Genomic DNA, 24,938 nt, shown 5'->3' on the forward strand with positions numbered 1-24,938 from the left:
AAGGAGGCGTGATGCTCTCCACCCGCGACCTGGTCGCCGGCTACGACGAGCGGACCGTGCTGGACGGGCTCGACCTGGAGCTGCCCGGCGACGCGTTCACGGTGATCGTCGGGCCGAACGCCTGCGGCAAGTCCACCCTGCTGCGCACCATGGCCCGCCTGCTCACGCCCCGGCGCGGCGCCGTGCTGCTGGACGGCACCGCCATCCGGGACCTGCCGACCCGCGAGGTCGCCCGCCGGCTCGGCGTGCTGCCGCAGAGTCCGCTGGTGCCCGAAGGGGTGACCGTCGCCGACCTGGTCGGCCGGGGCCGGCAGCCGTACCAGCGGTGGTGGCGGCAGTGGTCGGAGTCCGACGGGGCCGCCGTCGACCGGGCCATGGCGCTCGCCGACGTGACGGCGCTGGCGGACCGGCCGGTCGACACCCTCTCCGGGGGGCAGCGGCAGCGTGTCTGGATCGCCATGACCCTCGCCCAGGACACCGAGGCGCTGCTGCTGGACGAGCCCACCACCTTCCTCGACCTCGCCCACCAGGTGGAGGTGCTGGACCTGCTGCACCGGCTGCGCGTCGAGCGGGGCCGTACGGTCGTCGCCGTACTGCACGACCTCAACCAGGCCGCCCGGTACGCCGACCACCTGATCGCCATGCGCTCCGGTGCCGTGGTGGCCGCCGGGCCGCCCCGGGAGATCCTCACCGCCGACCTGGTCCGGGACGTCTTCGGCCTCGACTGCGTGGTCGTGCCCTGCCCGGTGACCGGGGCGCCCCTGGTGGTGCCCGCGCTCACCAGCCCCTCCCTGACCCGCCTGCCCGCCGGGAACGCGGCGACGTCGCTGACCGGCTCGCACCCTTCGAAAGGAATCTGATGCGTCGTCTCGCCGCCGCCCTCACCGCGGCGCTGGCCCTCGGCGTCGGTCTCACCGCCTGTGGTGAGAGCGACCCGGTCGCCGACACCACCACCGGACAGACCCGGGAGATCGTCCACGCCATGGGCACCACCAAGGTGCCGATGGAGCCCAAGCGGGTCGTCGTGCTCGACACAGACAAGATCGACACAGCCCTGACACTCGGCGTCACACCGGTCGGCGCCGCCACCGCCGGCGAGGCGCGGAGCTGGCCAACCTACTTCGGCGAGGAGAAGCTCGCCGGCATCAAGGAGGTCGGGGTGCTCACCGAGCCCGACCTGGAGGCCATCAACGCCCTCAAGCCCGACCTGATCCTGGGCAGCAAGTTCCGCCAGGAGAAGTTCTACGACGAGCTGGCCGCCATCGCGCCGACCGTCTTCACCGAGAAGGTCGGCATCACCTGGAAGGAGAACTTCCTCTTCGACGGCAAGGCGCTCGGCAAGGAGCAGCAGGCCAAGGACCTGCTGGCCGCGTACGAGACGCGGGCCAGGGAGTTCGGCGGCAAGCTCGGCGACGCCGCCACCCGCAAGGTCTCCATCGTCCGCTTCATGCCGACCGAGATCCGGGTGTACGGGCCGGACTCGTTCTCCGGCATCGTCATCGGCGACACCGGGCTGGGCCGCCCCGAGCGCCAGCAGCTCACCGGCAAGGAGGACCGGCGGATGGACCGGGTCAGCCCGGAGCGCATCGGCGAGGTCGACGGCGACGTCATCTTCGTCACCGCGTACGGCGAGAAGGCCGCCGCCGAGCAGGCCAAGGTCACCGGCGGGACGCTCTGGAAGGGGCTGTCGGCGGTCAAGGCCGGCAAGTCGCACGTCGTCTCCGACGAGATCTGGATGACCGGCATCGGCATCGGCGCCGCCAACAAGATCCTCGACGACCTGGCGAAGTACCTCACCGCCTGACCCGTGTCGCGCGCGGCAGCCGCTACGGCTGCCGCGCGTCACCCGTCACGGACTCCCCGGCGGCGCGCCGCAGCGAGCGGTACCGGGAGAGGTCCTCGCGGGCGGGCCCGCCCTGCCGGGCCCCCCCGGCCGGGTGCACCGCCGGCTGGTCCGGCACCCGGGGCGACTCCCCGTCCTGCGTGACCAGGTCCTCGGTCTCCTGGACCAGGTAGTGCGGCCGACGCTTGGTCTCGTAGTAGATCCGGCCGATGTACTCCCCGATCACGCCCAGGATCGTCATCTGGATGCCGCCGAGGCCGATCACGCTGACGATGATGGTGGTGTAGCCGGGAACGTCGATGCCCTTGCTGACGGCGTCGGCGACCACCCAGGCCATGTAGACCACCGCGATCAGGGTGAGGAACAGGCCGCCGTAGATCGCCAGCCGCAGCGGCCGGTTGTTGAACGACAGCAGCCCGTCGAACGCGTAGTTGAACAGCTTGCCGAACGTCCACCTGCTCCGGCCCGCCTGCCGGGTCTCGTTGCCGTGCGCGACCACCACCGTCCGGAAGCCGATCCAGGAGAACAGCCCCTTGGAGAAGCGGTTGTACTCCGGCATCGCCAGCACCGCGTCCACCGCCAGCCGGGACAGCAGCCGGAAGTCACCCGCCCCGTCCAGCAGCCGCACGTCGATCCACCAGTTGACCACCCGGTAGAAGGACCGCGAGGCCAGCATCCGGACGAAGCGGTCGCCACGCCGGTCCCGGCGCGCGATCACCTGGTCGAAACCCTGCCGGTACAACGCCACCATGTCGGGCAGCAGCCGGGGCGGGTGCTGGAGGTCGGCGTCCATGATGACCACCGCGTCCCCGGTGGCCCGCTCCAGCCCGGCCAGCATCGCCGCCTCCTTGCCGAAGTTGCGGCTCAGCGACGTGTAGCGCACGGCGGGATCGGCGGCGGCGAGCCGGCGCAGCGCCACGAGGGTGCCGTCGGAGCTGCCGTCGTCGACGTAGACCACCTCGATGTCGACGTCGGTCAGCTCCGCGACCGCGGCGGTCACCGCCGTGTGCAGGCGCTCCACCGAGGCCTCCTCGTTGAAGCAGGGCACCACCAGCGACAGGCGCACCTGCGTCACCCCGCCCGGCCGGCGCCCGAGGACGCCCGCCCCGCGCCGCCCCGCTCAGAGGCGGTAGACCAGCACACCATCGATCTCCTCCCGGGTGATGCCGAGCCCGTCGATCGGCCGGTCCGCGATGCCCTCCCAGGGCGTCCCGGCGGTCCAGCCCGGCAGGGCCGTCACGGACCGTACGCCGATGCCCCGCAGGTACGCCACGCTGCCCGCATCGGGGAAGGTGGCCGTCGCGGCCCGGGTCTGCGCCTGGGTCACCGGCTCGAACCCGCCCAGCCCGTTCGTGACCCGGGGAAACCCGTCCGTCGTCCACAACATGAAGATCAGGTCGACCGCGCCGCCGGCGGGCAGCACCAGCATCGGTTCCGCCGCCGTACGCATCGCCGCCGGCGGCGTCGGCACCACCGGATGCGGCGTCCGGTTGACCCCCTCCAGCCCGACCAGGGCCAGCGGCACCAGCAGGAGCACCGGTGCCAGGAGCCTGGTCCAGCCCCGGGACGACCAGCGCCGCACCGCCGTGGCGAACACCGTCACCGTGCCCGCCGCCAGCACCGCCAGCAGCAGGCTCGTCCAGTGCATCATCCGGCCCGGCGTCCGCAGCGCGTCCCAGCCCGGCAGGTGCTTCGACAGCGTCAGGTAGCCCGGATCGCCGTCGCCGCCGAGGGTGACGCCCAGCCCCAGCAGCACCGTGCCGAGCACGCCGAGCGCCAACGCGACCCGGCGCCGGGCCGGGTAGACCGAGACGAACAGCCCCGCCGCGGCCAGCGCGAGCAGGACCATCCCGGGCAGCAGCGCCATCTCCGGCGGCCAGGACAGTTGTTCCCGCGCCGCCGCGTGCCGCTCGCCCCACCACCACGAGTCCGCCGGGGCGGTGACGAAGCCGATCAGCGGCGGCGAGAACATCTCCGTCCAGGCCAACGACCGTTCGGCCTGCGGGTTGAGGTCGACGACCTTCAGGTAGACCAGGCCCAGCAGGAGCGTCACCGCGCCGAAGACGCCGCCACCGGCCACGTCGGCGACCAGCAGCCGCCGGCCGAACGCGGGTCGTCGCCCGCGCCGCCACCACGACCAGCCGTAGCCCCCGGCTCCGACCAGCACCGCGGCCAGCAGGAAGTAGACCAGTGGCAGCCCGATGCCGAAGCCCAGGCTGATCTGCCAGGCGGCGACGAGCCACCCCGCGAAGGCCCAGCCCGGTCGCCGCCGCTCCGGCCGGTAGCCGTGCCGCAGCGACCAGCCGTGGCCGCGCGCCAGCATCGCCAGGCACAACGCGATCCCGCCGCTGGAGAGGATGTTCAGGTGGCCGGAGTGCGCCAGCCGCCAGGGCGCGTACGCCCACGCGATCCCGGCGACCGCCCCGCCCAGCCGGCCCGCCCCGAGCTGCCGGGCCAGCGCGTACGCCCCGACGAAGGCCAACGCATGCACCAGCACGTACATCACGTTGTAGCGGACCAGGGCGGCCTCGAAGCCCGAGCCGAGCATCCCGAACGGGGCGTAGCCGAGCAGGGTGTCGCTGTAGGCGTACGTGTAGGTCTCGGGGAAGAACGTGTTCGAGTGCCAGAGGCCGGCCGGGTTGTTGAGCACGGCGTGCCCGGCCCAGGCCATCTGCCACGCCTGCAGCGTGGGGTCGCCGATGTCGCCGGGGATGGTGCTCGCCGGATGCCGCATCGTCGGCCAGGTCAGCACCACCGCCAGCAGCAGCCCGCCGAGCACCGCCAGCGTCCATTCGTGGCGCAGCCAGCCCCACCGGTCCCGTCGGCCGGGATCCCCGGGGTCGGGGACCTGGTCGTGGTCGGCGAATTCGGCGGACGGACGGGCGTCCGTGGACCCGGTGGTCATGAAGATAGATGATTCACGATGGTGGCCGCCGTGTCGATCCGCCGCCCGGGATATGGGCTTCCGGGCTGGTTGGCCGAGCCGCCCGGCCCGGCCACGTCGGCCGGACCGGGCGATCGGGATCGGGTGGGTGGGTGGTGGGAAGGGATCAGGCGGCGGTGGCCCAGATGGCCCGGAAGGCCGCCGCCTCGCCGGCCAGCCAGCGCTCGATCTGCTCCGGACGGGCGTCGGCGGGCATGCGGTGGGCCTCGCCGCGGCGGACGTCGACCAGGACCGGCTCGGCGTGCGGGAGCACCGCGTCCATGTGCCGGGCCATCAGGTGCAGGGTGGCGAGCGTCGCCTCCTCGCTGGGCGGCGCCTCGTCGAAGTGCAGTCGGACGGCCTCGACGCGACCGTCGGCGTGCCGTACGCCGAACTGGGGGTTGACCTTGACGGGCAGGTCGCCCAGCATCGCGAGCGCGTCGCGGGTCTGGGCGAGGTCGACGGCCCTCGGCTCGCCGAGGGAACGCAGCCAGGTCGTCGCGCCGGGGACGAGGGCCTGGTAGAGCGGTCGCCAGCGGGGCTTGACCACATCGACCACCTGGTCGAGGTGGGTGCCGCCGGTGTGGAAGGCGATGTCGGCCTTGAGCGCCTTGACGAACTGGCCGTGCGGGTTGAAGCCGGAGCGGCTGGCCCGCTGCTTGCGCAGGCCCCCGACGAAGGTGGCCTTGGTCGGGCCGGTGCGGTCGACGTAGCGGGTGAAACCGAGCAGGGTGGCGTAGGGGGTGGGTGGGGCGGAGGCGGGCGTGGTCACGGGCGTCCTCCCAGGTCAGGACCTCGATTAGTACACACATTCTAATCGACGGGTGTGACATCTCCCAGGGTTCGCGGGGACTCTCTCGCCCGGTCCGCCGACGGCCGACCGGCTCCTCGCGCGGATCGTGGCGGACCAGGCAGGCGACGATCCGGCGACCGTCTTCGCGGTCCCCGGGGATCCCCTGCTGGCCGCACGCGACCTGGTCCGGCTCGCCGCCGCGGACCGCCACGACGAGTTCAGCAGGCTGCTCGACTCCGCGGAGCTGTATCTGACGCAGAGCCAGAGAGCCGTTCGGGCGCTGTGGTCGGAGCACGGCCGGGTGGACGCGGTGACGTTCGACGAGATCACCGGCCTGCTGCTGCGCTGCCGGGACCGACTGCAGGAACTCTTCGACGACGTGGTCCGCGTACCCAGCGCGTAGCTGCCGCCCGAGGGCGGGCGCGCGGGGAGGCCCCCGACGCGCACGCGGGAGATCCGCCGACGGCCCGCGCCGAGGCGCGCCCCGCTGCCGCCTTGTGCGGTGCCCGTCTCGGGCGGTGCCGATTCCGAAGGGTTTTCCGCTCCGGAAAAGACACTCCGTCCCGGAAAGAAACAAGGGAAAGGGAGTGTGGCCACCCCTTTCCCTTTTCAAGGTATATCGCACCCGGGGGCTTGCGGCAAGACCCGGTCCGTGCCGCAGAATCACCCGGCCGAGGCCGCGAGCTGCGGAAACGGGACCAGCGAAAGCGTGGGTCGCCGTCGACGTACGGCCGAATGGAAACGTCGAGCCGATGGTCGGACGCCCGGTGCGCGTGCGGCGCACGGCATCGGGGGCCAGGAGCCGGAACGAGAGTGGAGTTGCTGACGTGGATCGCCTGACGACCAGCGCGTTCGACCTTCCCGACCACCTGGCCGCCAAGGCCGATCCGATGCTGATCGCCGCCGACGAGCAGCACTTCGCGGCCGTCGCGGGGAGCATCGAGCGGACGGGCACCGAGTTGTCCGACCGCCTCGACGCCGAGCGCCGGGCCCCCGGTGGCAAGGGCCGGCAGGCGGTGGACCGGGACATGGAGGTCCGCCGGCTGGCCGCCCGCCTGCGCACACTGCGCCGCTTCGGCGTGGACCTGTGCCTCGGCCGTATGGTCGGCGCCGACGATCCCGCGCCCGTGTACGTCGGTCGGCGCGGCCTCACCGACGGCGCGGGCGGGCGGCTGCTGCTCGACTGGCGTTCCCCCGCGGCCGAGCCGTTCTTCGCGGCGACCCACGCCAACCCGATGGGCCTGGCGAGCCGCCGCAGGTACCGCTGGACGCGCGGCCGGATCACCGACTACTGGGACGAGGTGTTCACCCCGGACGCCCTCGAGGGGCACGCCGCGCTCGACGACCAGTCCGCCTTCATCGCCAGCCTGGGCGCCAGCCGGTCGCCGCGGATGCGCGACGTGCTCGGCACGATCCAGGCCGACCAGGACGCCATCATCCGCGCGGGGTCGAGCGGGGCGCTCGTCGTGGACGGGGGTCCCGGCACCGGCAAGACCGTCGTCGCGCTGCACCGCACCGCGTACCTGCTCTACGCCGACCCGCGCCTCGGCCACCGCCGTGGCGGCGTGCTGTTCGTCGGGCCGCACCAGCCCTACCTGGCGTACGTCTCCGACGTGCTGCCCAGCCTGGGGGAGGAGGAGGTGCAGACCTGCACCCTGCGCGACCTCGTACCCGAGGGGGCCTCGGCGAGCGTCGAGACCGACCCGGAGGTGGCCCGCCTGAAGTCGTCGGCGGAGATGGTGAAGGCGATCGAGTCGGCCGTCAGGTTCTACGAGGAGCCGCCGAGCGCACCGATGACGGTCAGCACGGACGAGGCCGACATCCGGCTGCGCGCCGCCGACTGGGCCGAGGCGTTCGAGGCGCCGGGACCCGGTACGCCCCACAACGAGGCGCGCGACGAGGTCTGGGCGGAGCTGCTCACGATCCTGGTGGAGAAGTACGACGGCGACGAGCCCGACGACGTGGTCCGCGCCTCGCTGCTGCGCGACCGGGAGCTGCGTACGGCGTTCAACCGGGCCTGGCCGCTGATCGAGGCGACCGACCTCGTCGGCGACCTGTGGTCGGTGCCCGCCTACCTGCGCCGGTGCGCTCCCTGGCTCAGCCCGGACGAGGTCCGCACCCTCCAGCGCCGCGACGCCCGGGCGTGGACGGTGTCCGACCTGCCGCTGCTGGACGCGGCACGGCAGCGGCTCGGCGACGCGGAGGCGTCCGGACGCAGGCGCCGGCAGGAGGCCGTCGTCGCCGTCGAACGCGCGCGCATGGCCGCCGTCGTCGACGACCTGATCGAGGCCGACGCCTACGACGACGGCGAGGGCGTGCTGTCGAGCCTGCGCCAGCTGGACCTCCAGGACGCCCTGGTCGACGAGACCGCCCTGCCCCACGCGGAGCCGGACCTGCTCGCCGGACCGTTCGCCCACATCGTGGTGGACGAGGCTCAGGAACTGACCGACGCCGAGTGGCAGATGCTGCTGCTGCGCTGCCCGTCGGGGAGCTTCACCATCGTCGGGGACCGCGCCCAGGCCCGGCGCGGGTTCACCGAGCCGTGGCGGGAACGGCTGGAGCGCGTCGGGCTCGACCGGATCACCGTGACCTCCCTGACCGTCAACTACCGGACGCCGGAGGAGGTCATGGCGGAGGCCGAGCCCGTCATCCGGGCCGTGCTCCCCGACGCCAACGTGCCGACCTCCATCCGCGGCGGCGGCGCCCCCGTCGTACGCGGATCCGCCGCCGATCGGGACCCGATCCTCGACACCTGGCTCGCCGCCCACGCCGAGGGGACCGCCTGCGTCATCGGCGACCCCACGTTCCGGGCGACGTCCCGCGTCCGGTCACTGACGCCGGAGCTGGCGAAGGGGCTCGAGTTCGACCTGGTCGTCCTCGTCGACCCGGAGGCGTTCGGCGCCGGCGTCGCCGGCGCGGTGGACCGCTACGTCGCGATGACCCGGGCGACCCGTCAGCTCGTCGTCCTCACCACCTCCTGACGACGCGCCCACCGCGCGTCCCAGGCACGCGACGGGCGCCGGGACGCGCGGCGTCAGAGGCTCACGCCGCCGGGCGCCCGGCATCCCGTCGTCGCAGGAGGAGACCGACGCCGACGGCGGAGACCGCGCCGAAGCAGCCGAGCGCCGTCGCGACGACGCGCAGCGCGGCGGTGAAGCCGTCGCCGGCGAGGTGCCCGCCGCTGACGGTGGCGAGGGTGGAGCCGACGAGCGCGAGCGCGACCGTCTCGGTGACGAGCCGGCCGGTGTTGAACAGCCCGGCCACGGTGCCGGCCTGTCGGACGGGCGCGCTGGAGATGGCGAGTCCGTCGATCACGCCCGTGGTGGCGCCGACACCGGCCCCGATCAGCAGCAGCGGGAGCAGGAGGGAACCCGGTGTGCTGTCGGGCCCGACGGTGGTGAGGGTGAACATGCCCGCCGTGCCGAGGGCGACCGCCCCGACTGACAGCAGGCGGGGCGAGCGACGCGCGACCGTCGCGCCGACCGGGGGTAGGACGACCGAGGGCAGGGTGAGCATGAGCATCCACAGCCCGGCTCGCCCGGCGTCGAGGCCGGCGACGTCGATGAGGTAGGAGGGCAGGTAGACCAGAAGGGGAACGAGCAGTCCCATCATGGTCGCGGCGACCAGCGAGTACCCGACGAAGCGCTGGTCGCGCAGGAGGCCGAGGTCGAACATCGGGTCGGTGCCGCGCTTCTCGACCCGTACGAAGGCGATCCCGCAGATCACGAGGGCGAGAAGCGCGGCGATCACCGACGGATGCGAGGCACCCAGGGCGGGTGCCTCGACGAAGGCCCAGATGAGGAGCGCGAGCGCGGCGGTGAACAGCGTGCCGCCGGCCCAGTCGATCCTCCTTCTCGCGCCAGGCAGGGCGGGCAGGAAGGGGCACACCAGCAGCACGACTCCCGCCAGCGCGGCGGGGACCGCGAAGACGGCCCGCCACCCGAGCGCGTCCACCAGCAGGCCGGAGATCGTGGGCCCGAACGCGAGGCCGACGCCGAGTACCGCGCCGAGCGCGCCGAACACCCGGGTCCGGGCCGGTCCGCCGAAGGTCGCCGCCAGGATCGACTGACCGGTCGCCGTCGCCGCTGCCGCCCCCGTCCCGGCGAGGACGCGTGCGAGGTTGAGGACCGTGGCGTCCCGGGCCAGCACGCACAGCACGCTGCCGGCGAAGAAGACCGCGACCCCGGCAGTGAAGAGGCGGCGCTTGCCGAGCAGATCCGCGAGCGAGCCGCCGAAGGCCAGGAACGCCGCGAAGCAGAGGTTGTAGCCGTTGACGACCCACTGTGCCGTCGTGAGTGACGTGTCGAGATCGTGCTGGATGCCGGGAAGCGCGACGGACGCTCCGGTGATGGTCAGCGGGAACGACAGCGACGACAACAGCACCGCGGTCAGGGTGAGGGCGCGCGCGTTCACCGCGACCACCGACCCGGGACGACGACGATCAGGAGGAGACGGAAGCGGGGGGCGTCACAGGGGACGGGACAGGTGGATGCAGAACTGTGCACGAAAGGCTCCGGACATCGCATGCGGAGCCGGGCAGCTCGGACGGCCACACCGGCGAAGGGTCGCTGATGCGGCGGAGCGGAAACGCAGAGCGTTCGGCAGTCTGGGGTTTCGCGCCGCCGCTAGGGGCGGCGCACCCTGTCCGAGGCGGGCACGGGGTCAACGTAGTCCAGGGCGGTTCACCCCGGCAACGCGATATGTGCCCGTGGGCACCCGGAACACCGTGGCGGGGCCGGCCGGAGCCGGCCCCCACGGTCGTGGCGGTGGCTAGAGCTGGCCGACCGAGGTGATCCGGACGACCGCCGCGCCCGCCTCGTCGGAGGCCGCGAGGTCGATCTCGGCGCTGATCCCCCAGTCGTGGTCGTCCTCGGGGTCGTCGAGGATCTGCCGGACCGTCCACCGCTCCCGGCCCTGCTCGATCATCAGCAGCGCCGGGCCGCGGGCGTCCGGACCCACCCCGATCGAGTCGTACGCCTCGAAGTACGGCTCCAGCGCGTCGGCCCAGGCGTCCGCGTCCCAGCCCGACGCGGCGTCCAGCTCGCCGAGGTCGTACCAGCGGCGCAGGGCGGCCAGCTCGACCCGGCGGAACAGGGCGTTGCGCACCAGCACCCGGAAGGCGCGGGCGTTGCGGGTGACCGCCGGGACCCGGTCGTCCAGCGCCTCGGCCGCCTCGGCGGCGTCGGTGGGGTTGCGCAGCCGCTCCCACTCGTCGATGAGGCTGGAGTCGACCTGCCGGACCAGCTCGCCGAGCCACTCGATGAGGTCGACCAGCTCCTCGGTCTTGGCGTCCTCGGGCACCGTCTGGCGCAGCGTCTTGTACGCGTCGGCGAGGTAGCGCAGGACCAGGCCCTCCGACCGGGTCAGCCCGTAGAACTGCACGTACTCGGTGAAGGTCATCGCCCGCTCGTACATGTCCCGAACGACGGACTTGGGGGAGAGCTGGTGGTCGGCCACCCACGGGTGCCCCTGCCGGTACATCTCGTACGCCGAGTCCAGCAGCTCCGCGAGGGGCTTCGGGTGGGTCACCCCGTCGAGGAGTTCGAGGCGGGCCTCGTACTCGATGCCCTCGGCCTTCATCGCGGCGACCGCCTCGCCGCGCGCCTTGAACTGCTGCGCGGAGAGCACCTGGCGCGGGTCGTCCAGGATCGACTCGACCACCGAGAGCACGTCGAGGGCGTACGCGGGGGACTCGACGTCGAGCAGCTCGATCGTGGCCAGCGCCAGCGGCGAGAGCGGCTGGTTGAGGGCGAAGTCGAGCTGGAGGTCGACGGTGAGGCGGACCCGCCGCCCGGTCTCGTCGGGCTCGTCGAGCTGCTCGACGACCCCGCCGGCGCGCAACGCCCGGTAGATGGCGATGGCCCGCCGGATGTGCCGGCGCTGGGCGGCGCGGTCCTCGTGGTTGTCGGTGAGCAGGTGCCGCATCGCGGCGAACGCGTCGCCGGGACGGCCGATGACGTTGAGCAGCATCGAGTGGCTGACCTGGAAGCTGGAGGTGAGCGGCTCCGGCTCGGCCTCGACCAGGCGGTCGAAGGTGGGCCTGCCCCAGCCGATCGACCCCTCCGGCGGCTTCTTGCGCACCACCTTGCGCCGCTTCTTCGGGTCGTCGCCGGCCTTGGCGAGCGCCTTCTCGTTGTCGATGACGTGCTCGGGGGCCTGCACGACGACCCGGCCGACGGTGTCGAACCCGGCCCGCCCGGCGCGGCCGGCGATCTGGTGGAACTCGCGGGCCTTGAGTAGCCGGGTGCGCACCCCGTCGTACTTGGACAGGCCGGTGAAGAGCACGGTGCGGATCGGCACGTTGATGCCGACGCCGAGGGTGTCGGTGCCGCAGATGACCTTGAGCAGGCCGGCCTGGGCGAGGGTCTCGACGAGCCGGCGGTACTTGGGCAGCATCCCGGCGTGGTGCACGCCGATGCCGTGCCGGACCAGCCGGGACAGGGTCTTGCCGAACCCGGAGGTGAACCGGAAGTTCCCGATCGCGGTGGCGATCATGTCCTTCTCGGCGCGGGTGCAGACGTTGACGCTCATCAGCGCCTGGGCGCGTTCCAGGGCGGCGGCCTGGGTGAAGTGCACGACGTAGACGGGTGCCTGCTTCGTCTCCAGCAACTCTTCGAGCGTCTCGTGCAGCGGCGTCATCGCGTACGAGAAGATCAGCGGGACCGGCCGCTCGGCCGAGCGGACGACGGCGGTGGGCCGGCCGGTACGCCGGGTCAGGTCGTCCACGAAGCGGGTGGTGTCGCCCAGCGTGGCGGACATCAGGACGAACTGGGCCTGCGGCAGCTCGATGATCGGCACCTGCCACGCCCAGCCCCGGTCCGGCTCGGCGTAGAAGTGGAACTCGTCCATGACCACCTGGCCGACGTCGGCCCGGTCACCCTCGCGCAGCGCCAGGTTGGCGAGGATCTCGGCGGTGCAGCAGATGATCGGCGCGTCGGCGTTGACGCTGGCGTCGCCGGTCAGCATGCCGACGTTGTCGGCGCCGAAGACCTCGCAGAGGGCGAAGAACTTCTCCGACACCAGCGCCTTGATCGGGGCGGTGTAGAAGGTCGTCCGGTCGTCGGCCAGGGCCGCGAAGTGCGCCGCGATCGCGACCAGGCTCTTGCCGGAGCCGGTCGGCGTATTCATGATCACGTTGGCGCCGGAGACGATCTCGATGACCGCCTCCTCCTGGTGGGGGTAGAGGTCGAGGCCGCGCTCCTTCGCCCAGCCGGCGAACGCGTCGAAGAGGGTGTCGGGGTCGGCGCTTGTCGGCAGCGCGGCGGTGAGCGTCATAGCCCGTCCATGGTGCCTGGATCATGCCCCCGAACGCCAACCGGCTCCGCGCGCCTGAAGTGTGAGGAAGGGCCCCCTGTGCAACGGAATCCGTTAACAGGGGGCCCTTCCTTTCACGGCCGGCGGTGGATCAGGTCGAAGATCGGGCGACCCGCCCGCAGGGCCCGGCGCTCGAACTTGGTGACCGGACGGTGGGTGGGACGGGGCGCGAAGCCGTCGTACGCGTCGACCAGCCCCGGGTCGGCGTCCAGGGTCTGGCGCATCGCCTCGGCGTACTCGGCCCAGTCGGTCGCGCAGTGCAGGGTGCCGCCGGGCGCCAACCGGGAGCGCAGCAGCGCCACGTGGGCCGGCTGGATGATCCGCCGCTTGTGGTGCCGGGACTTGGGCCAGGGGTCGGGGAAGAAGACGTGCACCGCGTCCAGCGACGCCTCCGCCAGGCCCGCGACCAGGTCCAGGGCGTCGCCCTGCGCCACCCGTACGTTGCGCAGGCCGTGCCGGTCCACCAGGTCCAGCAGGTTGGCGATCCCGGGCGTGTGCACCTCGACCGCCAGGTAGTCCCGGTCGGGGTCGGCGGCGGCCATCTCGGCCGTGGTGTCGCCCATCCCGGAGCCGATCTCCAGCACCAGCGGGGCCCGTCGGCCGAACAGGCCGGCCAGGTCCACCGGCGTGCCGGGCCGCTCGGGCACGTCCAGGCCGTAGACCGGCCAGAGCCGGTCGAGGGCGTCCGTCTGGCGGCTGCTCATCCGGCCACGACGCGGATGGAAGGTCCGGATCGGTCGGGCGGCGGGCGGCGCGACGGCGGCGGCGGCGGGGGAGTCGGTGGAGGTCACAACGACCCGAGGGTACGCGACGACCGCGCCGAATCGGATGTGATGTTCGCCCGGGGATGAGAGGATCCATCCCGTACGGCAGACCGGGCGTCTGGTATTGCCCGGCACTGCCCCAACGCGCCGGGAGGGGGCGTCGTGTCGGTGCACCGCGGCGGTGTGGCGCTGGCGATCGTGACCGTGGTCGCCGGTCCCCTGCTCGCGGCCTCGCCGGCCCCGGCCGCCCAGCCGGCCACCGCCGCGCCCAGTGTCGCCCTGCCGCTCAACGTCGCTCTGCCGTCGACCGCTCTGCCGCCCGGCGGCGCGCCCCAGCCGGGACCGCCGGGGCCGCGCGTCTTCGTCGAGGTCAGCCCGAGCACCGTCGAGCCCGGCTTCCTGGTGGGGATCCGGGCCAGCTGCCAGGACAACTCGGTCCCCGCCACCGTGGTCTCGGACGCCTTCGGCCGGGTGCAGGTGCAGCCGCAGGGCGGCACGTTGACCGCCGCGCCGATGGTGCGGGAGCGCACCCGGCCCGGCAACTACCGGATCAAGCTGGAGTGCCGCGACGGCGAGACCGCCTCGACGATGCTCCAGGTCGTCAAGGCCGTGAAGCCCAGTCGCGGCCCGGCGACCGGGTTCGGCGGAGGCGCTGGTGGCGTCACGGGCGGGCTGCTGCTTCCGGGTGGCCTCGCGCTGATCGTGACCGGCATCGTGCTCGCGGTCCGGGCGGCCCGCCGCCCGCGTACCGCCCGGCGCTGAGCGCGGTCATGGTCCCCACACCCGCCCCGCAGCCGGCCGCCGCAGCGGCCCGGAGCCCACGGCCGCCCGGACGCCGCCCCTGGTCGGTGCCGCTGGCCGTGGTGCTGGTGCTGGCCGGGGTCTTCGCCACCGGCGCGGGGTTGGGGCGCACCGCCGGGCCGTTCGAATGGGCCGCCGGCGGGGGACAGGACCGGCCGGCCCGCAGCGAGAACGGCGCGCTGGCGGCCAGCCGGCCGGTGCGCCTGTCGATTCCCGCGATCAAGGTGTCCGCCCCGGTGGCCCCCGTCGGCCAGGCCCGGGACGGCTCCATCGCCGTCCCGCCGCTGGAGCGGGCCGACGAGACCGGCTGGTACGACCGGGGCCCCACCCCGGGCGAGGCGGGCCCGTCGGTCATCGTCGGGCACGTGGACACCAAGCGCGGCCCGTCGGTCTTCTACGACCTGCACAAGCTGCGCCCGGGCGACACCGTCGAGGTGGCCCGGGCGGACGGGTCGGTCGTGGTGTTCCGGGTCGACTCCGTGGAGCACTTCCCCAAGGAGCGGCTGCCGGCGGAGCGGGTCTACGGCGACGAGGGCCCCGCGGGCCTGCGCCTGATCACCTGCGGCGGCGACTGGCTCGGCGGCCGGACGGGCTACGCCGACAACATCATCGCCTTCGCCACCCTGCTCTCCTCCCGCAAGCCCTGAGCGCAGGCTCCCACGCCCGTGTCGCCTCGCGCGACGGGTCAGGGGCGGGGTGGGACCTGCTGGACGACCTCGAACTCCAGGAGGGTGGCGCCGGAGGCGACCGGGGGACGCTTCTCGCCCGTCCCGGCGTGGGCGGCGCGCGACGGGCCGGCGGCCCACGCCTGATAGGCCTCCTCGCTCTCCCAGCGGGTGTAGACGAAGTAGCGGTTCTCCCCGGCCACCGGGCGCAACAGTTCGAAGCCGAGGAAGCCGGGGGAGTTCTCCACGGCCCCGGCCCGGGCGGCGAACCGCTTCTCCAGTTCCTCGCCCGCGCCGGGAGGGACGTCGATCGCGTTGATCTTCACGACTGCCATGGCTCCACCCTAGCGACGAGGTCGGGGCTCAGAACGACTCGACGGCCGGAACCAGGTCGGCGTCGACCACGATCGGCGCGTGGTCGGAGGGGCCCTTGCCCTTGCGCGCCTCCCGGTCCACGTACGCGGAGCGGACCGCCCGGGCGAACGGCGCCGAGGCGTACACGAGGTCGATCCGCATGCCCTTGTTCTGGTGGAACATGCCGGCCCGGTAGTCCCAGTAGGTGAACGGGTGCGGGCCCTTCATCGGCGTGGGGACCACGTCGGCGAGCCCGAGGTCGCGCAGCGCCGCGAGGGCCGCCCGCTCCGCCGGGGTGACGTGCGTGGAGTGGGCGAACAGCGCCGGGTCCCAGACGTCGGCGTCGGTGGGCGCCACGTTGAAGTCGCCGCAGACCGCCAGCGGCAGGCCGCCGGTCAGCTCCGCCTCGACCGCGTCCCGCAGCGCCGCGAACCAGGCGAGCTTGTACGTGTAGTGCGGGTCGTCCGGGGCCCGGCCGTTCGGCACGTACACCGACCAGACCCGGACCCCGTCGCAGGTCGCCGAGATGGCCCGGGCCTCGGGATCGGGGAAGCCCGGCTCGCCGGGGAACCCCACCGTGACGTCGGCCAGGCCGACCCGGGACAGGATCGCCACCCCGTTCCACCGGCCGTCGCTGTGGCTGGCCACCGTGTAGCCCAGCTCGCCCACCTCGGCCACCGGGAAGGCGCCGTCCGGGCACTTCGTCTCCTGGAGGCAGACGACGTCGGGCCCCGTGCCCGCCAACCAGTCCAGCAGCCGGGGCAGGCGGGCCTTCACCGAGTTCACGTTCCAGGTCGCCAGGCGCATGTGACCAGCCTGCCCCATCCCCGCGCGTGTCGCCGGTTCAGCTGCCCGGGGTGTCGCCCGGGCGGGTCTGCTCGGCCAGGAACCGCTCCAGTTCGGCGCCCAGCTCGTCGGCGGTGGGCAGCGGCCCGGTCTCGGCGGCCAGCAGGTTCCGCTCGCCCCGGCCGCGCGCGAACGCGTCGTACTGCTCCTCGAGGGCCTGCACCAGCTGGGCGGCGTCGTCGGTCTGGGCGACCTGCCGGTCGATCTCCACCCGGACCACCTCGGCCGCCGAGCGCAGCCCGTCGCGGGGCAGCAGCAGCCCGGTGCTGCGGGACACGGAGGCGAGCAGGACCTCGGCGGCGGCCGGGTACTCCGTCTGCGCCACGTAGTGCGGCACGTGGGCGGCGAAGCCGAGGGCGTCCCGGCCCAGCTCGCCGAGGCGGTATTCCAGCAGGTGCCCGACGCTGCCCGGCACCTGCACCCGCTGCAACCACGGCTCGTAGCCGGCGATCAGCTCGCGGCGGGTGGCGTGTGCGGTCACCCCGGCGGGCCGGGTGTGCGGCACGGCCATCGGGATCGAGTTGAGCCCGACGGTGAGGCGGACGTCCAGCCGCGCGGAGATGCCGGCCACCGCGGCCACGAAGCGCTCCCACTGCAGGTCCGGCTCCGGGCCGGTGAGCAGCAGGAAGGGCGTCTCGTCGTCGTCGCGGAGCAGGTGCAGCTCCAGCTCCGGGGCGTCGTACGCCTCCCAGTGGTCCTCGACGAAGGTCATCACCGGGCGGCGCGAGCGGTAGTCGAAGAGCTGGTCGACGTCGAACCGGGCGATCGGGCGGGCGTCCAGGGAGGTGAGCAGCTGCTCCCTGGCCAGTCGGGTGGCGCTGCCGGCGTCGACGAAGCCGGTGAGGGTCTGGATCAGGACCGGCTGACCGAGGTCGGGCAGATCGTCGGTGAGCTCGTAGAGCTCGTGTGGGTCGAGCACCGGTGCGGACCTCCCTGGTCGTGCGTACGGGTCGCCGCGCGAGGGCACCCGGTTCGGGGAACGTACCCGCCATCCTCGTGCATTCCTCGCCGCGCCCCGCCGCGGGTCGTCACCTGCCCGGTAATCGGGCGTATGCCCGCAAGCCCACCGGCGGACGAGGAACGCTGGCCGTCAGGACTATCAGGCTATCGGTCGAACGGGCGAGTTTGGGGATCATGGGCCGGGCGGCGGGGGTTTGTCCGTGTTCCGGTCGCGCAGGCGCGGGCCGGGGCGACCCGGAGGTCTGACCGGTCCGCGAGGTCCGTCCCCGGGGCTGCCCGGGGCGGCAGGGGCGTCCACCCGGTCCAGCCCATATCGTGAGGAAAGCCACGAGATCACCCGGGGTGATCGGCGGGTGGGCCTGCCTAGCCTCGGCTGATGCGTGACGACCGCACCCTCGACGACCAGATCGCCCCCGGTGACCCGGTTGGCCGTTCGAACGATACCCCCTCGTACGTTCGGTCAACCGTCCTCCGCGCCGCCGGGGCGTACGCCCATTTGCTGACGCGCGGGCCCGCCCGGGCCCGGATCGCCCTCGCCACCGGCGTGCTGTGCTGCCTCGGCCTGACCGCCGTCGCCCAGGGCGCGCGGGACGACTCCGCCGACCCGGCCCCCGCCGCCGCCCCCTCCGCGCTCGCCGAGCGTGCCGAGCCGGACCCGGCCTCCCGCAAGGTGGAACGCGTCGCCGCCTCCGCCAGCCCGACCCGCGCCGCCGACCCGGACACGACCACCCCGGCGCCGAAGAAGACCACCCGCAAGCCGGTCGACCCCGCCCCGGTCGTCGGGCTCGACGACGCCCAGATGGAGAACGCCGAGGAGATCGTGCGGACCGGGCGCGAGATGGGGATGCCCCGGCGCGCGTTGGTGATCGCGGTCGCCACCGCGATGCAGGAGAGCAACCTCTACAACGTCGCCAGCGGGGTGCTCCCCGAGTCCCGCGAGTACCCGCACCAGGGCATCGGGTGGGACCACGACTCGGTCGGGCTGTTCCAGCAGCGCTCCAGCAGCGGCTGGGGCGAGGTCGGTGAGCTGATGGACCCGGAGTTCGCCACCCGACAGTTCCTCTCGGCGCTGGCGCGGGTGCCGGGCTGGCAGCAGATGCGGCTCACCGACGCCGCCCAGGCGGTGCAGATCTCCGCCTACCCGGAGCACTACGCCAAGCACGAGTGGCGCGCCACCAAGGTCGTCGCGGCGTGCCTGGAGGCCGGGCAGTAGGCTTTCACCAACCACAGTGGACGGTTGCGGTTCGCGCATCCGGGGTACATGGGTTGTCACTCCGAGGTACACATGGAGCAGGCACCACCGACTGGAGGACAACATGTCACTGATGCAGCGGATCAGCACCTTCCTGCGCTCGCCCAAGGGTCAGCAGATGGTCGATCGTGGCCGTCGCGAGCTGGCCAAGCCCGGCACCCAGCAGAAGCTCCGGGGTCTCGCGGCCAAGTTCCAGAACCGCCGCTGACCCGTCACCGCCGACCTCTCCGACCCCCGGGAGACCCTGTGACCGATTCCGCGCCCGCCGACGACCAGCACGTCGCCGGAGGACCGCAGCCGCCGGCCGTGGTTCCGGCACCGACGCAGGAGGCCACCGAGGCGCCGCCGCTGAAGCTCTGGGACCGGATGCGGGAGGACCCGCAGTACGCCCCGGAGCACCTCGCCCTGGAGGCCGTACGCCGGCTGGGGCCGGAGGCGGCGCAGTGGGCCGCGCGGGCCCGGGCCGAACAGCCCGGCGTCTCCGCCGAGGCCCTGGCGGAGCAGGCGGTACGCAAGTTCGTCAACCACGCCCGGCTCTCGGGGGCGGTCTCGGGCGCCGCCGGGCTGCCCGGCGCCGTGATCGACGTGGGCGTGCTGGCCTGGACGCAGGCCCGGATGGTGCTGCACGTCGCCGCCGCGTACGGGGTCGACCCGCTGCACGGCGACCGGGCCACCGACCTGCTGGTGCTGCAGAAGGTGCACAAGGTCGCCGAGAGCGCCCGGCTCGCGCTCGGGGTGGCCGCCGGCCGGGAGCGCGCCGGGGCCCTCTTCGGCAGCGGCGGGCAGAACCCGCTCGGCAAGGTGATGCTGCGCCTCGGCGTACGACTGGCCCAGATGGCCGGGGTGCGCGCGGCGAAGCGGGTCTTCGCCAAGGTGGTGCCCGGCGCGGCAATTGTCCTCGGCACCTGGGCCAACTCGTCGGCCACCAAGGATCTCGCCGCGCGCTCCCACGCCCTCTACCGCCAGCACGGCGGACCGACCGTCCCCGGGCCCCGCCGGCCCTGAGGCGGGCCGCCGTACGCCGATCCCGCCGCCCGGTCCGGGTGGGCCGGTGCGGTCGGCCGGCAGGGTCAGGAACCGAGGCCCGATGCGCGCCACGCCACGTCGGCCAGCCGGTCCTGCCCCGCGGCGTTGGGGTGGAACCAGTCCAGCGGGTTGACCAGCTCCAGGTCGAACCGCACCCGGTGCACCGCTCCGCCGTCGTGCCGGCAGCGCGAGCCGTACGCCCTGCAGGCGGCGGCGAGCTGGGCGTTGTAGTCGGCGATCCGCTCCCGCACGGCCGCCCGGCGGGCCCGGTCGAGCGGGTCCGTCGAGGTGGGGTTGGCCAGCAGCGCCGGGCAGACGCCCCGCTTCCAGGCCCGTACCGCCCGCGCGTCGGTGTGCCCGACCTCCCAGAGCCGGTGCAGGTTGGGCACGCTCACCACCAGCACCCGGGCCTTCGGCCGCCCCTGCCGCAGCACCCGCAGGCCGCGGTCCACCTCGGCGCGGAACTGCTTCACCGGGGTCATCGCCTCGATGCCGCCCCGGCACACGTCGTTGGCGCCGATCAGCACGGTGACGTGGTCGACGCGGTCGCGTACCGCCCGCTGGGCCTGCCCCTCCAGCGACGCCGCGCGGGCCCCCGGACTGGCGTGGTTGTGGGCCTTGCCCCGGATCGCCGGGTTCCGGTCGAGCAACCGCCGGTAGAGGCTGTCGACGCGCAGCCCGTCGCCGGTGGACCACGAGTTGCGCTCGCACGAGACGAGCACCAGGCAGGAGCCGAAGCCGGTGCTGATCGAGTCGCCGAGGGCCGCGATGCCGCCGGGCGAGCCGGGCGACGGCGTCTCCCGTGGCGGGCGGGAGCCGGGCTCCCCGCCGCCCTCGCAGGCGAGCGCGACCAGCGCCAGCAGACAGGCGGCCACGGTGACCCAGCGTCGAGGCATACCATCCCCAGTCCCGCAGCGGAGAGCGACAGCGCGGTAACTCTAAGCGCGGCCCCGATGGGGCAACCCGCCGCTGTCGACAATGCGGCAGAGGGCTGTTCCGGCGCGGCTTCGCATGCTAGCGGATCGATACGTGGGCGGGGTCAGCGCGGCGGGCGGGGCCAGCGTGGCGGGGCGGGGTCAGCGCGCCAGGCGGGGGTCGGCACGCCAGGGCGCGGGCTGGCCGTGCAGCCACCAGTGCAGGGTCCGGGTGATCCGGGGCAGCACCAGGTAGGTCATCAGCGGGGTCAGCGTGAGGGTCATCATCAGCACCCGGGCGGCCAGCGGCACGTCCGGGAGGAAACGGCTGGTGAGCAGCGTCGCGGTCAGGCTGAGCGGGAAGAACGCCAGCCAGATCGTCACCGCCTGCTTCCAGCGCGGTGGGGAGGGCGGCGGCACCGTCGGCTCGGCGCTGACCGGCACGGTCTGCGCCACGTGCTCCGGCGGCGGGTCGAACCAGCCCTCGACGCCGGTACGCCGCTCGACCCGCGTGTGCTCGACGATGCCCTGCGCCGAGGAGAGCCACCAGTGCCGCTGCGGGGACTCCTCCCAGCGGCGCAGCGTGTCGTGGTCGGCGAAGCGGTAGATGATGTGCCACTCCCCGGAGCCGGGCGCGCTGCGTACCCAGCCGGACCCGAGGAATCCCGGGAACGCCTCGGCCAGCGCCGTGCCGGCCCGCATCCAGGCCACCATCTCGCTGGTCCGGGCGGGGTCGGTGCGCCGGGCGACGGCGACGGTCACCGGCAGCGCGTGGGTCATCGTCATACCGGCCATCCTCTCCGCTCGGAGCCGGTTCGACAGGCTCACGGGCCGCCGGTGTAACGCACCCCACCAGCGGGGTGACGCGGCCCACCGCGAGGGTCGACGCGGCGGGACCGGCGGGGCCGGCGTGGTCGACCGGCGGGGTGGCGCCGTCGAGCGGCGGGGCGGCGGCCGGGCCGACCCGCGCGGGGGGAGGAGGGGGAGCCCGGGGTCCCCGCCGGGGCGGGTTAAGCGGGAGGATCGGGGGTAGGTCGGTGAGATGACGAGATCGCAGCCCCGGCGCGCCCGTGGCACGGTCGGCCACGCCTACAGCGCGCTCAACATGCGTCTCCTGCTCGCCGGGTTCGGTCTGGTGACCATGACCGTCTTCGCGGTGCTGGCGTTCAACGCCGACCTGGTGTGGCTCGGGGTCCTCTGCGTGGTCTTCGCGGTGGTCGCCGTGGTCGACCTGATCATCATCCAGCGGCGCCGCGCCGCCCGCCGCCGGGAGGAACCGGGAGCCCGCCACTCACTCTTCGAGTGACAGGAGTACGAGATGCCCATCGCGACCACCAATCCCGCCACGGGACAGACGCTCAAGACCTACGACCCGATGTCGCCGGAGCAGATCGACGCCGCGATCGAGCGGGCCGACCTGGCGTACCGCCAGCTGCGCGGCACCACCGTCGACCAGCGCGGGCGCTGGCTGAACGCGGCGGCCGACCTGCTGGAGGCCGAGCGCGACGAGATCGCCCGGCTGATGACCACCGAGATGGGCAAGACGTACGCCTCGGCCCGGGCGGAGGTCACCAAGTGCGCCGCCGCCTGCCGCTTCTACGCGGCGAAGGCGGCCGGGTTCCTCGCCGACGAGCCCGCCGACGCGGGAGCGGTCAAGGCCACCCGCGCCTTCGTCCGCTACCAGCCGATCGGGCCGGTGCTCGCGGTGATGCCGTGGAACTTCCCGCTGTGGCAGGTGCTGCGCTTCGCCGCGCCGGCCCTGATGGCCGGCAACACCGGCCTGCTCAAGCACGCCTCCAACGTGCCGCAGACCGCGCTGCTGCTGGAGGACCTGTTCCGCCGCGCCGGCTTCCCCGAGGGGGCGTTCACCACCCTGCTGGTCGGCTCCGCCGAGGTCGACCGGGTGCTCAGCGACCCGCGGGTGCGCGCGGCGACGCTGACGGGCAGCGAGGGCGCCGGCCGCTCGATCGCCCAGATCGCCGGCCGGGAGCTGAAGAAGACCGTGCTGGAGCTCGGCGGCAGCGACCCGTTCGTGGTGATGCCGTCGGCCGACCTGGACCGGGCCGCCGAGGTCGCCACCACCGCCCGCTGCCAGAACAACGGCCAGTCCTGCATCGCCGCCAAGCGGTTCATCGTGCACGCCGACGTCTTCGACGCCTTCGCCGAGAAGTTCGCCGCGAACATGTCGGCCCTGCGGATCGGCGACCCGATGGATCCCGACACCGACGTCGGCCCGCTGGCCAGCGAGGGCGGGCGCGACGAGATCCACGCCCAGGTGCGGGACGCGGTCGACAAGGGCGCCACCGTGCTCTGCGGCGGCGAGCTGCCCGCCGGCCCCGGCTGGTTCTACCCGCCGACCGTCGTCACCGACCTGAGGCCGGAGATGCGGATGTGGTCCGAGGAGGTCTTCGGGCCCGTCGCGGGCCTCTACCGGGTGTCGTCGTACGACGAGGCGATCGAGGTGGCCAACGGGACCTCCTTCGGCCTGGGATCCAACGCCTGGACCCGGGACCCGGAGGAGCAGGAGCGCTTCGCCGTCGACCTCGACGCCGGGAACGTCTTCGTCAACGGGATGACCACGTCGTACCCGGAACTGCCCTTCGGCGGGGTCAAGAACTCCGGCTACGGCCGCGAGCTCTCCGCGCTCGGCATGCGGGAGTTCTGCAACACGAAGACGGTCTGGGTGGGCGAGGGGGCCGCCTCGGCCGGCGCCGGGGCGCACGCGGAGTAGCCCCGCCCGGCTTGATCGGCGTAGCCGGACGCCGTCGTGGGTACGGAGTGACGCCATGACGGTGTTCGGCTTCCACGCGTCCCACGAGCAGATCCATCCCCGCGCCCTGCTGGAGGCGGTGATCCACGCCGAGCGGGCCGGCTTCGACGCCGCCATGTCCTCGGACCACTTCGCGCCCTGGAGCGAGCGGCAGGGCCAGTCCGGCTTCGCCTGGTCCTGGCTCGGCGCCGCGCTCCAGGCGACCAATCTGCCGTTCGGGGTGGTCAACGCCCCCGGGCAGCGCTACCACCCGGCGATCATCGCCCAGGCGATCGGCACCCTGGGCGCGATGTACCCGGGCCGGTTCTGGGCCGCCCTCGGCACCGGCGAGGCGAGCAACGAGCACATCACCGGCGACGACTGGCCGCGCAAGGACGTCCGCTCCGCCCGGCTGCGCGAGTGCGTGGACGTGATCCGCGCGCTGCTGGCCGGCGAGGAGGTCAGCCACGACGGCCTGGTCCGGGTGGACCGGGCGAAGCTGTGGACCCGGCCGGAGCAGCCGCCGGCGCTGATCGGTGCGGCGGTCAGCGTTGCCACCGCCCGCTGGTGCGCCGAGTGGGCGGACGGGCTGATCACCGTGAACGCCCCGCCCGCGCACCTGCGGCAGATGATCGACGCCTACCGGGACGCCGGCGGGCGCGGGCCGCTGCACCTCCAGGTGCACGTGAGCTGGGCGCCGGAGCAGGCCGAGGCCGAGCGGCTCGCGTACGACCAGTGGCGCAGCAACGTCTTCGCCCCGCCGGTCTGCTGGGACCTGGAGACCCCGGAGCACTTCGACGTGGTCTCGCAGGACGTGCCGATGGAGAAGGTCCACGACGTCGTGAACGTCTCCGCCGACCTCGGCCGGCACGTCGGCTGGCTGGAGGAGTACCTGGAACTGGGCTTCGACCAGATCGCCCTGCACCACGTCGGGCAGGAGCAGCGGGACTTCATCGACGCGTTCGGCGCCGAGGTGCTGCCGAAGCTGCGCAGCGCCGGCTGAGCGGTCCCGTCCCGGGCCTGCGCAGCGCCGGCTGAGCGGTGGCGGCCCGCGCCGCTGCCGGGGCGTGCCGTGTCGACGGGCGAGCGGGTCAGGGCAGGCGGCGGGCGAGGACCTGCCCGGGCCACGGGTCGCGGCCCGGGCGCTCGACCGTGAACGGGTCGGTGGCGGTGAAGCCCTGCCGCTCGTACCATCGGACCAGCGCGCCGTCGTCGCCCGCGTAGCAGTCCACCCGCAGCAGGCCGAGCCCGCGCTCCCGGGCCAGCTCCGCGGCGTGCGCCAGCAGCCGGCCGCCGATGCCGGACCCGGCGTGCGCGCGGTCGGTGACCAGCAGGTTCACGTACAGCTCGGGTTCGGTGGCGGGTGGCACGTACTCGGTCGCCGTCCCGACCACCAGGGCGCCGACCGGCCGGTCGGCGAGCGTCGCCAGCCACAGCCCGCCGCCGCTCGTCCAGGCCTCGGCCTGCGCGATCCGCCGCGGGTCGGTCGAGGCCGCTTCGGTGCCCCACTGGCCGGTGCGGCCCCGCGCCGCCAGCCAGGCGATGGCGTCGTCGAACAGCCGTAGCACGGCGGGCGCGTCTGCGGGCCCGCCGGGACGCAGACTGGGGCTTGGCTGGTCGCTCATGACGGACATGCTCCTACACCCGTCCCCGCCCGGCCGCCCCTACTGCGTCGATCATGCAGTTGTGGCGCCCGGCAAAAGGTGCGATCCAGGGCACGCCGCCCACCACAAC

At 73.6% G+C, this 24,938-nt stretch carries 24 protein-coding genes; 12 read left to right on the top strand and 12 right to left on the bottom strand.

Going from position 1 to position 24,938, the window contains the following annotated elements; translation table 11 throughout:
* Nucleotides 1-11: 11 nt before the first annotated feature.
* The gene (locus RM555_RS18135; protein WP_311412873.1) at nt 12-860 is read left to right on the top strand and encodes an ABC transporter ATP-binding protein; all 849 of its coding nucleotides are present in this window, start codon (nt 12-14) and stop codon (nt 858-860) included.
* Entirely contained in the window at nt 860-1,804 is a 945-nt protein-coding gene (locus RM555_RS18140) for an ABC transporter substrate-binding protein (RefSeq protein WP_311412874.1), read from the top strand. The genes RM555_RS18135 and RM555_RS18140 overlap by 1 nt, the downstream gene beginning before the upstream one ends.
* Before the next feature lie 22 nt (nt 1,805-1,826).
* On the opposite strand, the gene RM555_RS18145 is transcribed toward RM555_RS18140, so the two are convergent.
* From RM555_RS18145 to RM555_RS18155, 3 genes are all read right to left on the bottom strand, one after another.
* Complete coding sequence (locus RM555_RS18145; RefSeq protein ID WP_311412875.1) at nt 1,827-2,918, bottom strand: glycosyltransferase family 2 protein; 1,092 nt, start codon at nt 2,916-2,918, stop codon at nt 1,827-1,829.
* Between the two features lie 45 nt (nt 2,919-2,963).
* Complete coding sequence (locus RM555_RS18150; protein ID WP_311412876.1) at nt 2,964-4,748, bottom strand: hypothetical protein; 1,785 nt, start codon at nt 4,746-4,748, stop codon at nt 2,964-2,966.
* Between the two features lie 145 nt (nt 4,749-4,893).
* Nucleotides 4,894-5,538 (bottom strand): hypothetical protein, encoded by a 645-nt coding sequence (locus RM555_RS18155; RefSeq protein ID WP_132235878.1) that lies wholly within the window; start codon nt 5,536-5,538, stop codon nt 4,894-4,896.
* A gap of 127 nt (nt 5,539-5,665) precedes the next feature.
* On the opposite strand from RM555_RS18155, the gene RM555_RS18160 reads away from it, so the two are divergent.
* On the top strand, nt 5,666-5,962 hold the full coding sequence (locus tag RM555_RS18160; protein ID WP_311412877.1) for a hypothetical protein: 297 nt from the start codon (nt 5,666-5,668) through the stop codon (nt 5,960-5,962).
* 433 nt (nt 5,963-6,395) lie between these two features.
* A complete protein-coding gene (helR, locus tag RM555_RS18165; protein ID WP_311412893.1) occupies nt 6,396-8,540 on the top strand; it encodes an RNA polymerase recycling motor ATPase HelR in 2,145 nt (714 codons plus the stop codon).
* A gap of 61 nt (nt 8,541-8,601) precedes the next feature.
* On the opposite strand, the gene RM555_RS18170 is transcribed toward helR, so the two are convergent.
* From RM555_RS18170 to trmB, 3 genes are all read right to left on the bottom strand, one after another.
* The gene (locus RM555_RS18170; protein ID WP_311412878.1) at nt 8,602-9,972 is read right to left on the bottom strand and encodes an MFS transporter; all 1,371 of its coding nucleotides are present in this window, start codon (nt 9,970-9,972) and stop codon (nt 8,602-8,604) included.
* Between the two features lie 357 nt (nt 9,973-10,329).
* Nucleotides 10,330-12,834, bottom strand: a complete 2,505-nt coding sequence (locus RM555_RS18175) for a DEAD/DEAH box helicase (RefSeq protein WP_311412879.1) — start codon at nt 12,832-12,834, stop codon at nt 10,330-10,332.
* Nucleotides 12,835-12,947: 113 nt separating this feature from the next.
* Nucleotides 12,948-13,577 (bottom strand): tRNA (guanosine(46)-N7)-methyltransferase TrmB, encoded by a 630-nt coding sequence (gene trmB / locus RM555_RS18180; protein ID WP_311412894.1) that lies wholly within the window; start codon nt 13,575-13,577, stop codon nt 12,948-12,950.
* 222 nt (nt 13,578-13,799) lie between these two features.
* Here trmB and RM555_RS18185 point away from each other — a divergent pair, with 222 nt between their 5' ends.
* Nucleotides 13,800-14,399, top strand: a complete 600-nt coding sequence (locus RM555_RS18185) for a hypothetical protein (RefSeq protein WP_396888798.1) — start codon at nt 13,800-13,802, stop codon at nt 14,397-14,399.
* An 8-nt stretch (nt 14,400-14,407) separates the two neighbouring features.
* The gene (locus RM555_RS18190) at nt 14,408-15,085 is read left to right on the top strand and encodes a class F sortase (RefSeq protein WP_311412880.1); all 678 of its coding nucleotides are present in this window, start codon (nt 14,408-14,410) and stop codon (nt 15,083-15,085) included.
* 38 nt (nt 15,086-15,123) lie between these two features.
* Here the strand turns inward: RM555_RS18190 and RM555_RS18195 are convergent, their stop codons facing one another.
* From RM555_RS18195 to RM555_RS18205, 3 genes are read right to left on the bottom strand one after another with little or no spacing between them, the layout of a single operon-like run.
* Complete coding sequence (locus tag RM555_RS18195; protein ID WP_311412881.1) at nt 15,124-15,438, bottom strand: antibiotic biosynthesis monooxygenase family protein; 315 nt, start codon at nt 15,436-15,438, stop codon at nt 15,124-15,126.
* 28 nt (nt 15,439-15,466) lie between these two features.
* Complete coding sequence (locus RM555_RS18200) at nt 15,467-16,264, bottom strand: exodeoxyribonuclease III (RefSeq protein ID WP_311412882.1); 798 nt, start codon at nt 16,262-16,264, stop codon at nt 15,467-15,469.
* Between the two features lie 37 nt (nt 16,265-16,301).
* The gene (locus RM555_RS18205) at nt 16,302-17,222 is read right to left on the bottom strand and encodes a proteasome assembly chaperone family protein (RefSeq protein WP_311412883.1); all 921 of its coding nucleotides are present in this window, start codon (nt 17,220-17,222) and stop codon (nt 16,302-16,304) included.
* Nucleotides 17,223-17,639: 417 nt separating this feature from the next.
* Here RM555_RS18205 and RM555_RS18210 point away from each other — a divergent pair, with 417 nt between their 5' ends.
* The 3 genes from RM555_RS18210 (at nt 17,640) to RM555_RS18220 (ending at nt 19,520) form a co-directional block, all read left to right on the top strand.
* Nucleotides 17,640-18,476: a peptidase M23 gene (locus tag RM555_RS18210; protein WP_311412884.1), complete on the top strand. Its 837-nt coding sequence runs from the start codon at nt 17,640-17,642 to the stop codon at nt 18,474-18,476.
* A 103-nt stretch (nt 18,477-18,579) separates the two neighbouring features.
* A complete protein-coding gene (locus RM555_RS18215; RefSeq protein ID WP_311412885.1) occupies nt 18,580-18,723 on the top strand; it encodes a hypothetical protein in 144 nt (47 codons plus the stop codon).
* A 38-nt stretch (nt 18,724-18,761) separates the two neighbouring features.
* Nucleotides 18,762-19,520, top strand: a complete 759-nt coding sequence (locus RM555_RS18220) for an EcsC family protein (RefSeq protein WP_396888799.1) — start codon at nt 18,762-18,764, stop codon at nt 19,518-19,520.
* A 65-nt stretch (nt 19,521-19,585) separates the two neighbouring features.
* Here RM555_RS18220 and RM555_RS18225 read toward each other — a convergent pair whose 3' ends face one another.
* Nucleotides 19,586-20,437 carry a GDSL-type esterase/lipase family protein gene (locus RM555_RS18225; RefSeq protein WP_311412886.1) on the bottom strand — a complete coding sequence of 284 codons (852 nt, stop codon included), beginning with the start codon at nt 20,435-20,437 and terminating at the stop codon, nt 19,586-19,588.
* 180 nt (nt 20,438-20,617) lie between these two features.
* Nucleotides 20,618-21,241 (bottom strand): antibiotic biosynthesis monooxygenase, encoded by a 624-nt coding sequence (locus tag RM555_RS18230; protein ID WP_311412887.1) that lies wholly within the window; start codon nt 21,239-21,241, stop codon nt 20,618-20,620.
* Between the two features lie 256 nt (nt 21,242-21,497).
* Here RM555_RS18230 and RM555_RS18235 point away from each other — a divergent pair, with 256 nt between their 5' ends.
* From RM555_RS18235 to RM555_RS18245, 3 genes are read left to right on the top strand one after another with little or no spacing between them, the layout of a single operon-like run.
* A complete protein-coding gene (locus RM555_RS18235; protein WP_089001114.1) occupies nt 21,498-21,761 on the top strand; it encodes a DUF6343 family protein in 264 nt (87 codons plus the stop codon).
* Nucleotides 21,762-21,773: 12 nt separating this feature from the next.
* Nucleotides 21,774-23,186, top strand: coding sequence for an NADP-dependent succinic semialdehyde dehydrogenase (locus RM555_RS18240; RefSeq protein WP_311412888.1), 1,413 nt, complete (start codon nt 21,774-21,776; stop codon nt 23,184-23,186).
* A gap of 55 nt (nt 23,187-23,241) precedes the next feature.
* Complete coding sequence (locus RM555_RS18245) at nt 23,242-24,207, top strand: TIGR03885 family FMN-dependent LLM class oxidoreductase (protein WP_311412889.1); 966 nt, start codon at nt 23,242-23,244, stop codon at nt 24,205-24,207.
* 88 nt (nt 24,208-24,295) lie between these two features.
* On the opposite strand, the gene RM555_RS18250 is transcribed toward RM555_RS18245, so the two are convergent.
* On the bottom strand, nt 24,296-24,829 hold the full coding sequence (locus tag RM555_RS18250) for a GNAT family N-acetyltransferase (protein WP_311412890.1): 534 nt from the start codon (nt 24,827-24,829) through the stop codon (nt 24,296-24,298).
* Nucleotides 24,830-24,938 lie beyond the last annotated feature (109 nt).

Source organism: Micromonospora reichwaldensis (assembly GCF_031845925.1).
Classification (GTDB): domain Bacteria; phylum Actinomycetota; class Actinomycetes; order Mycobacteriales; family Micromonosporaceae; genus Micromonospora; species Micromonospora reichwaldensis.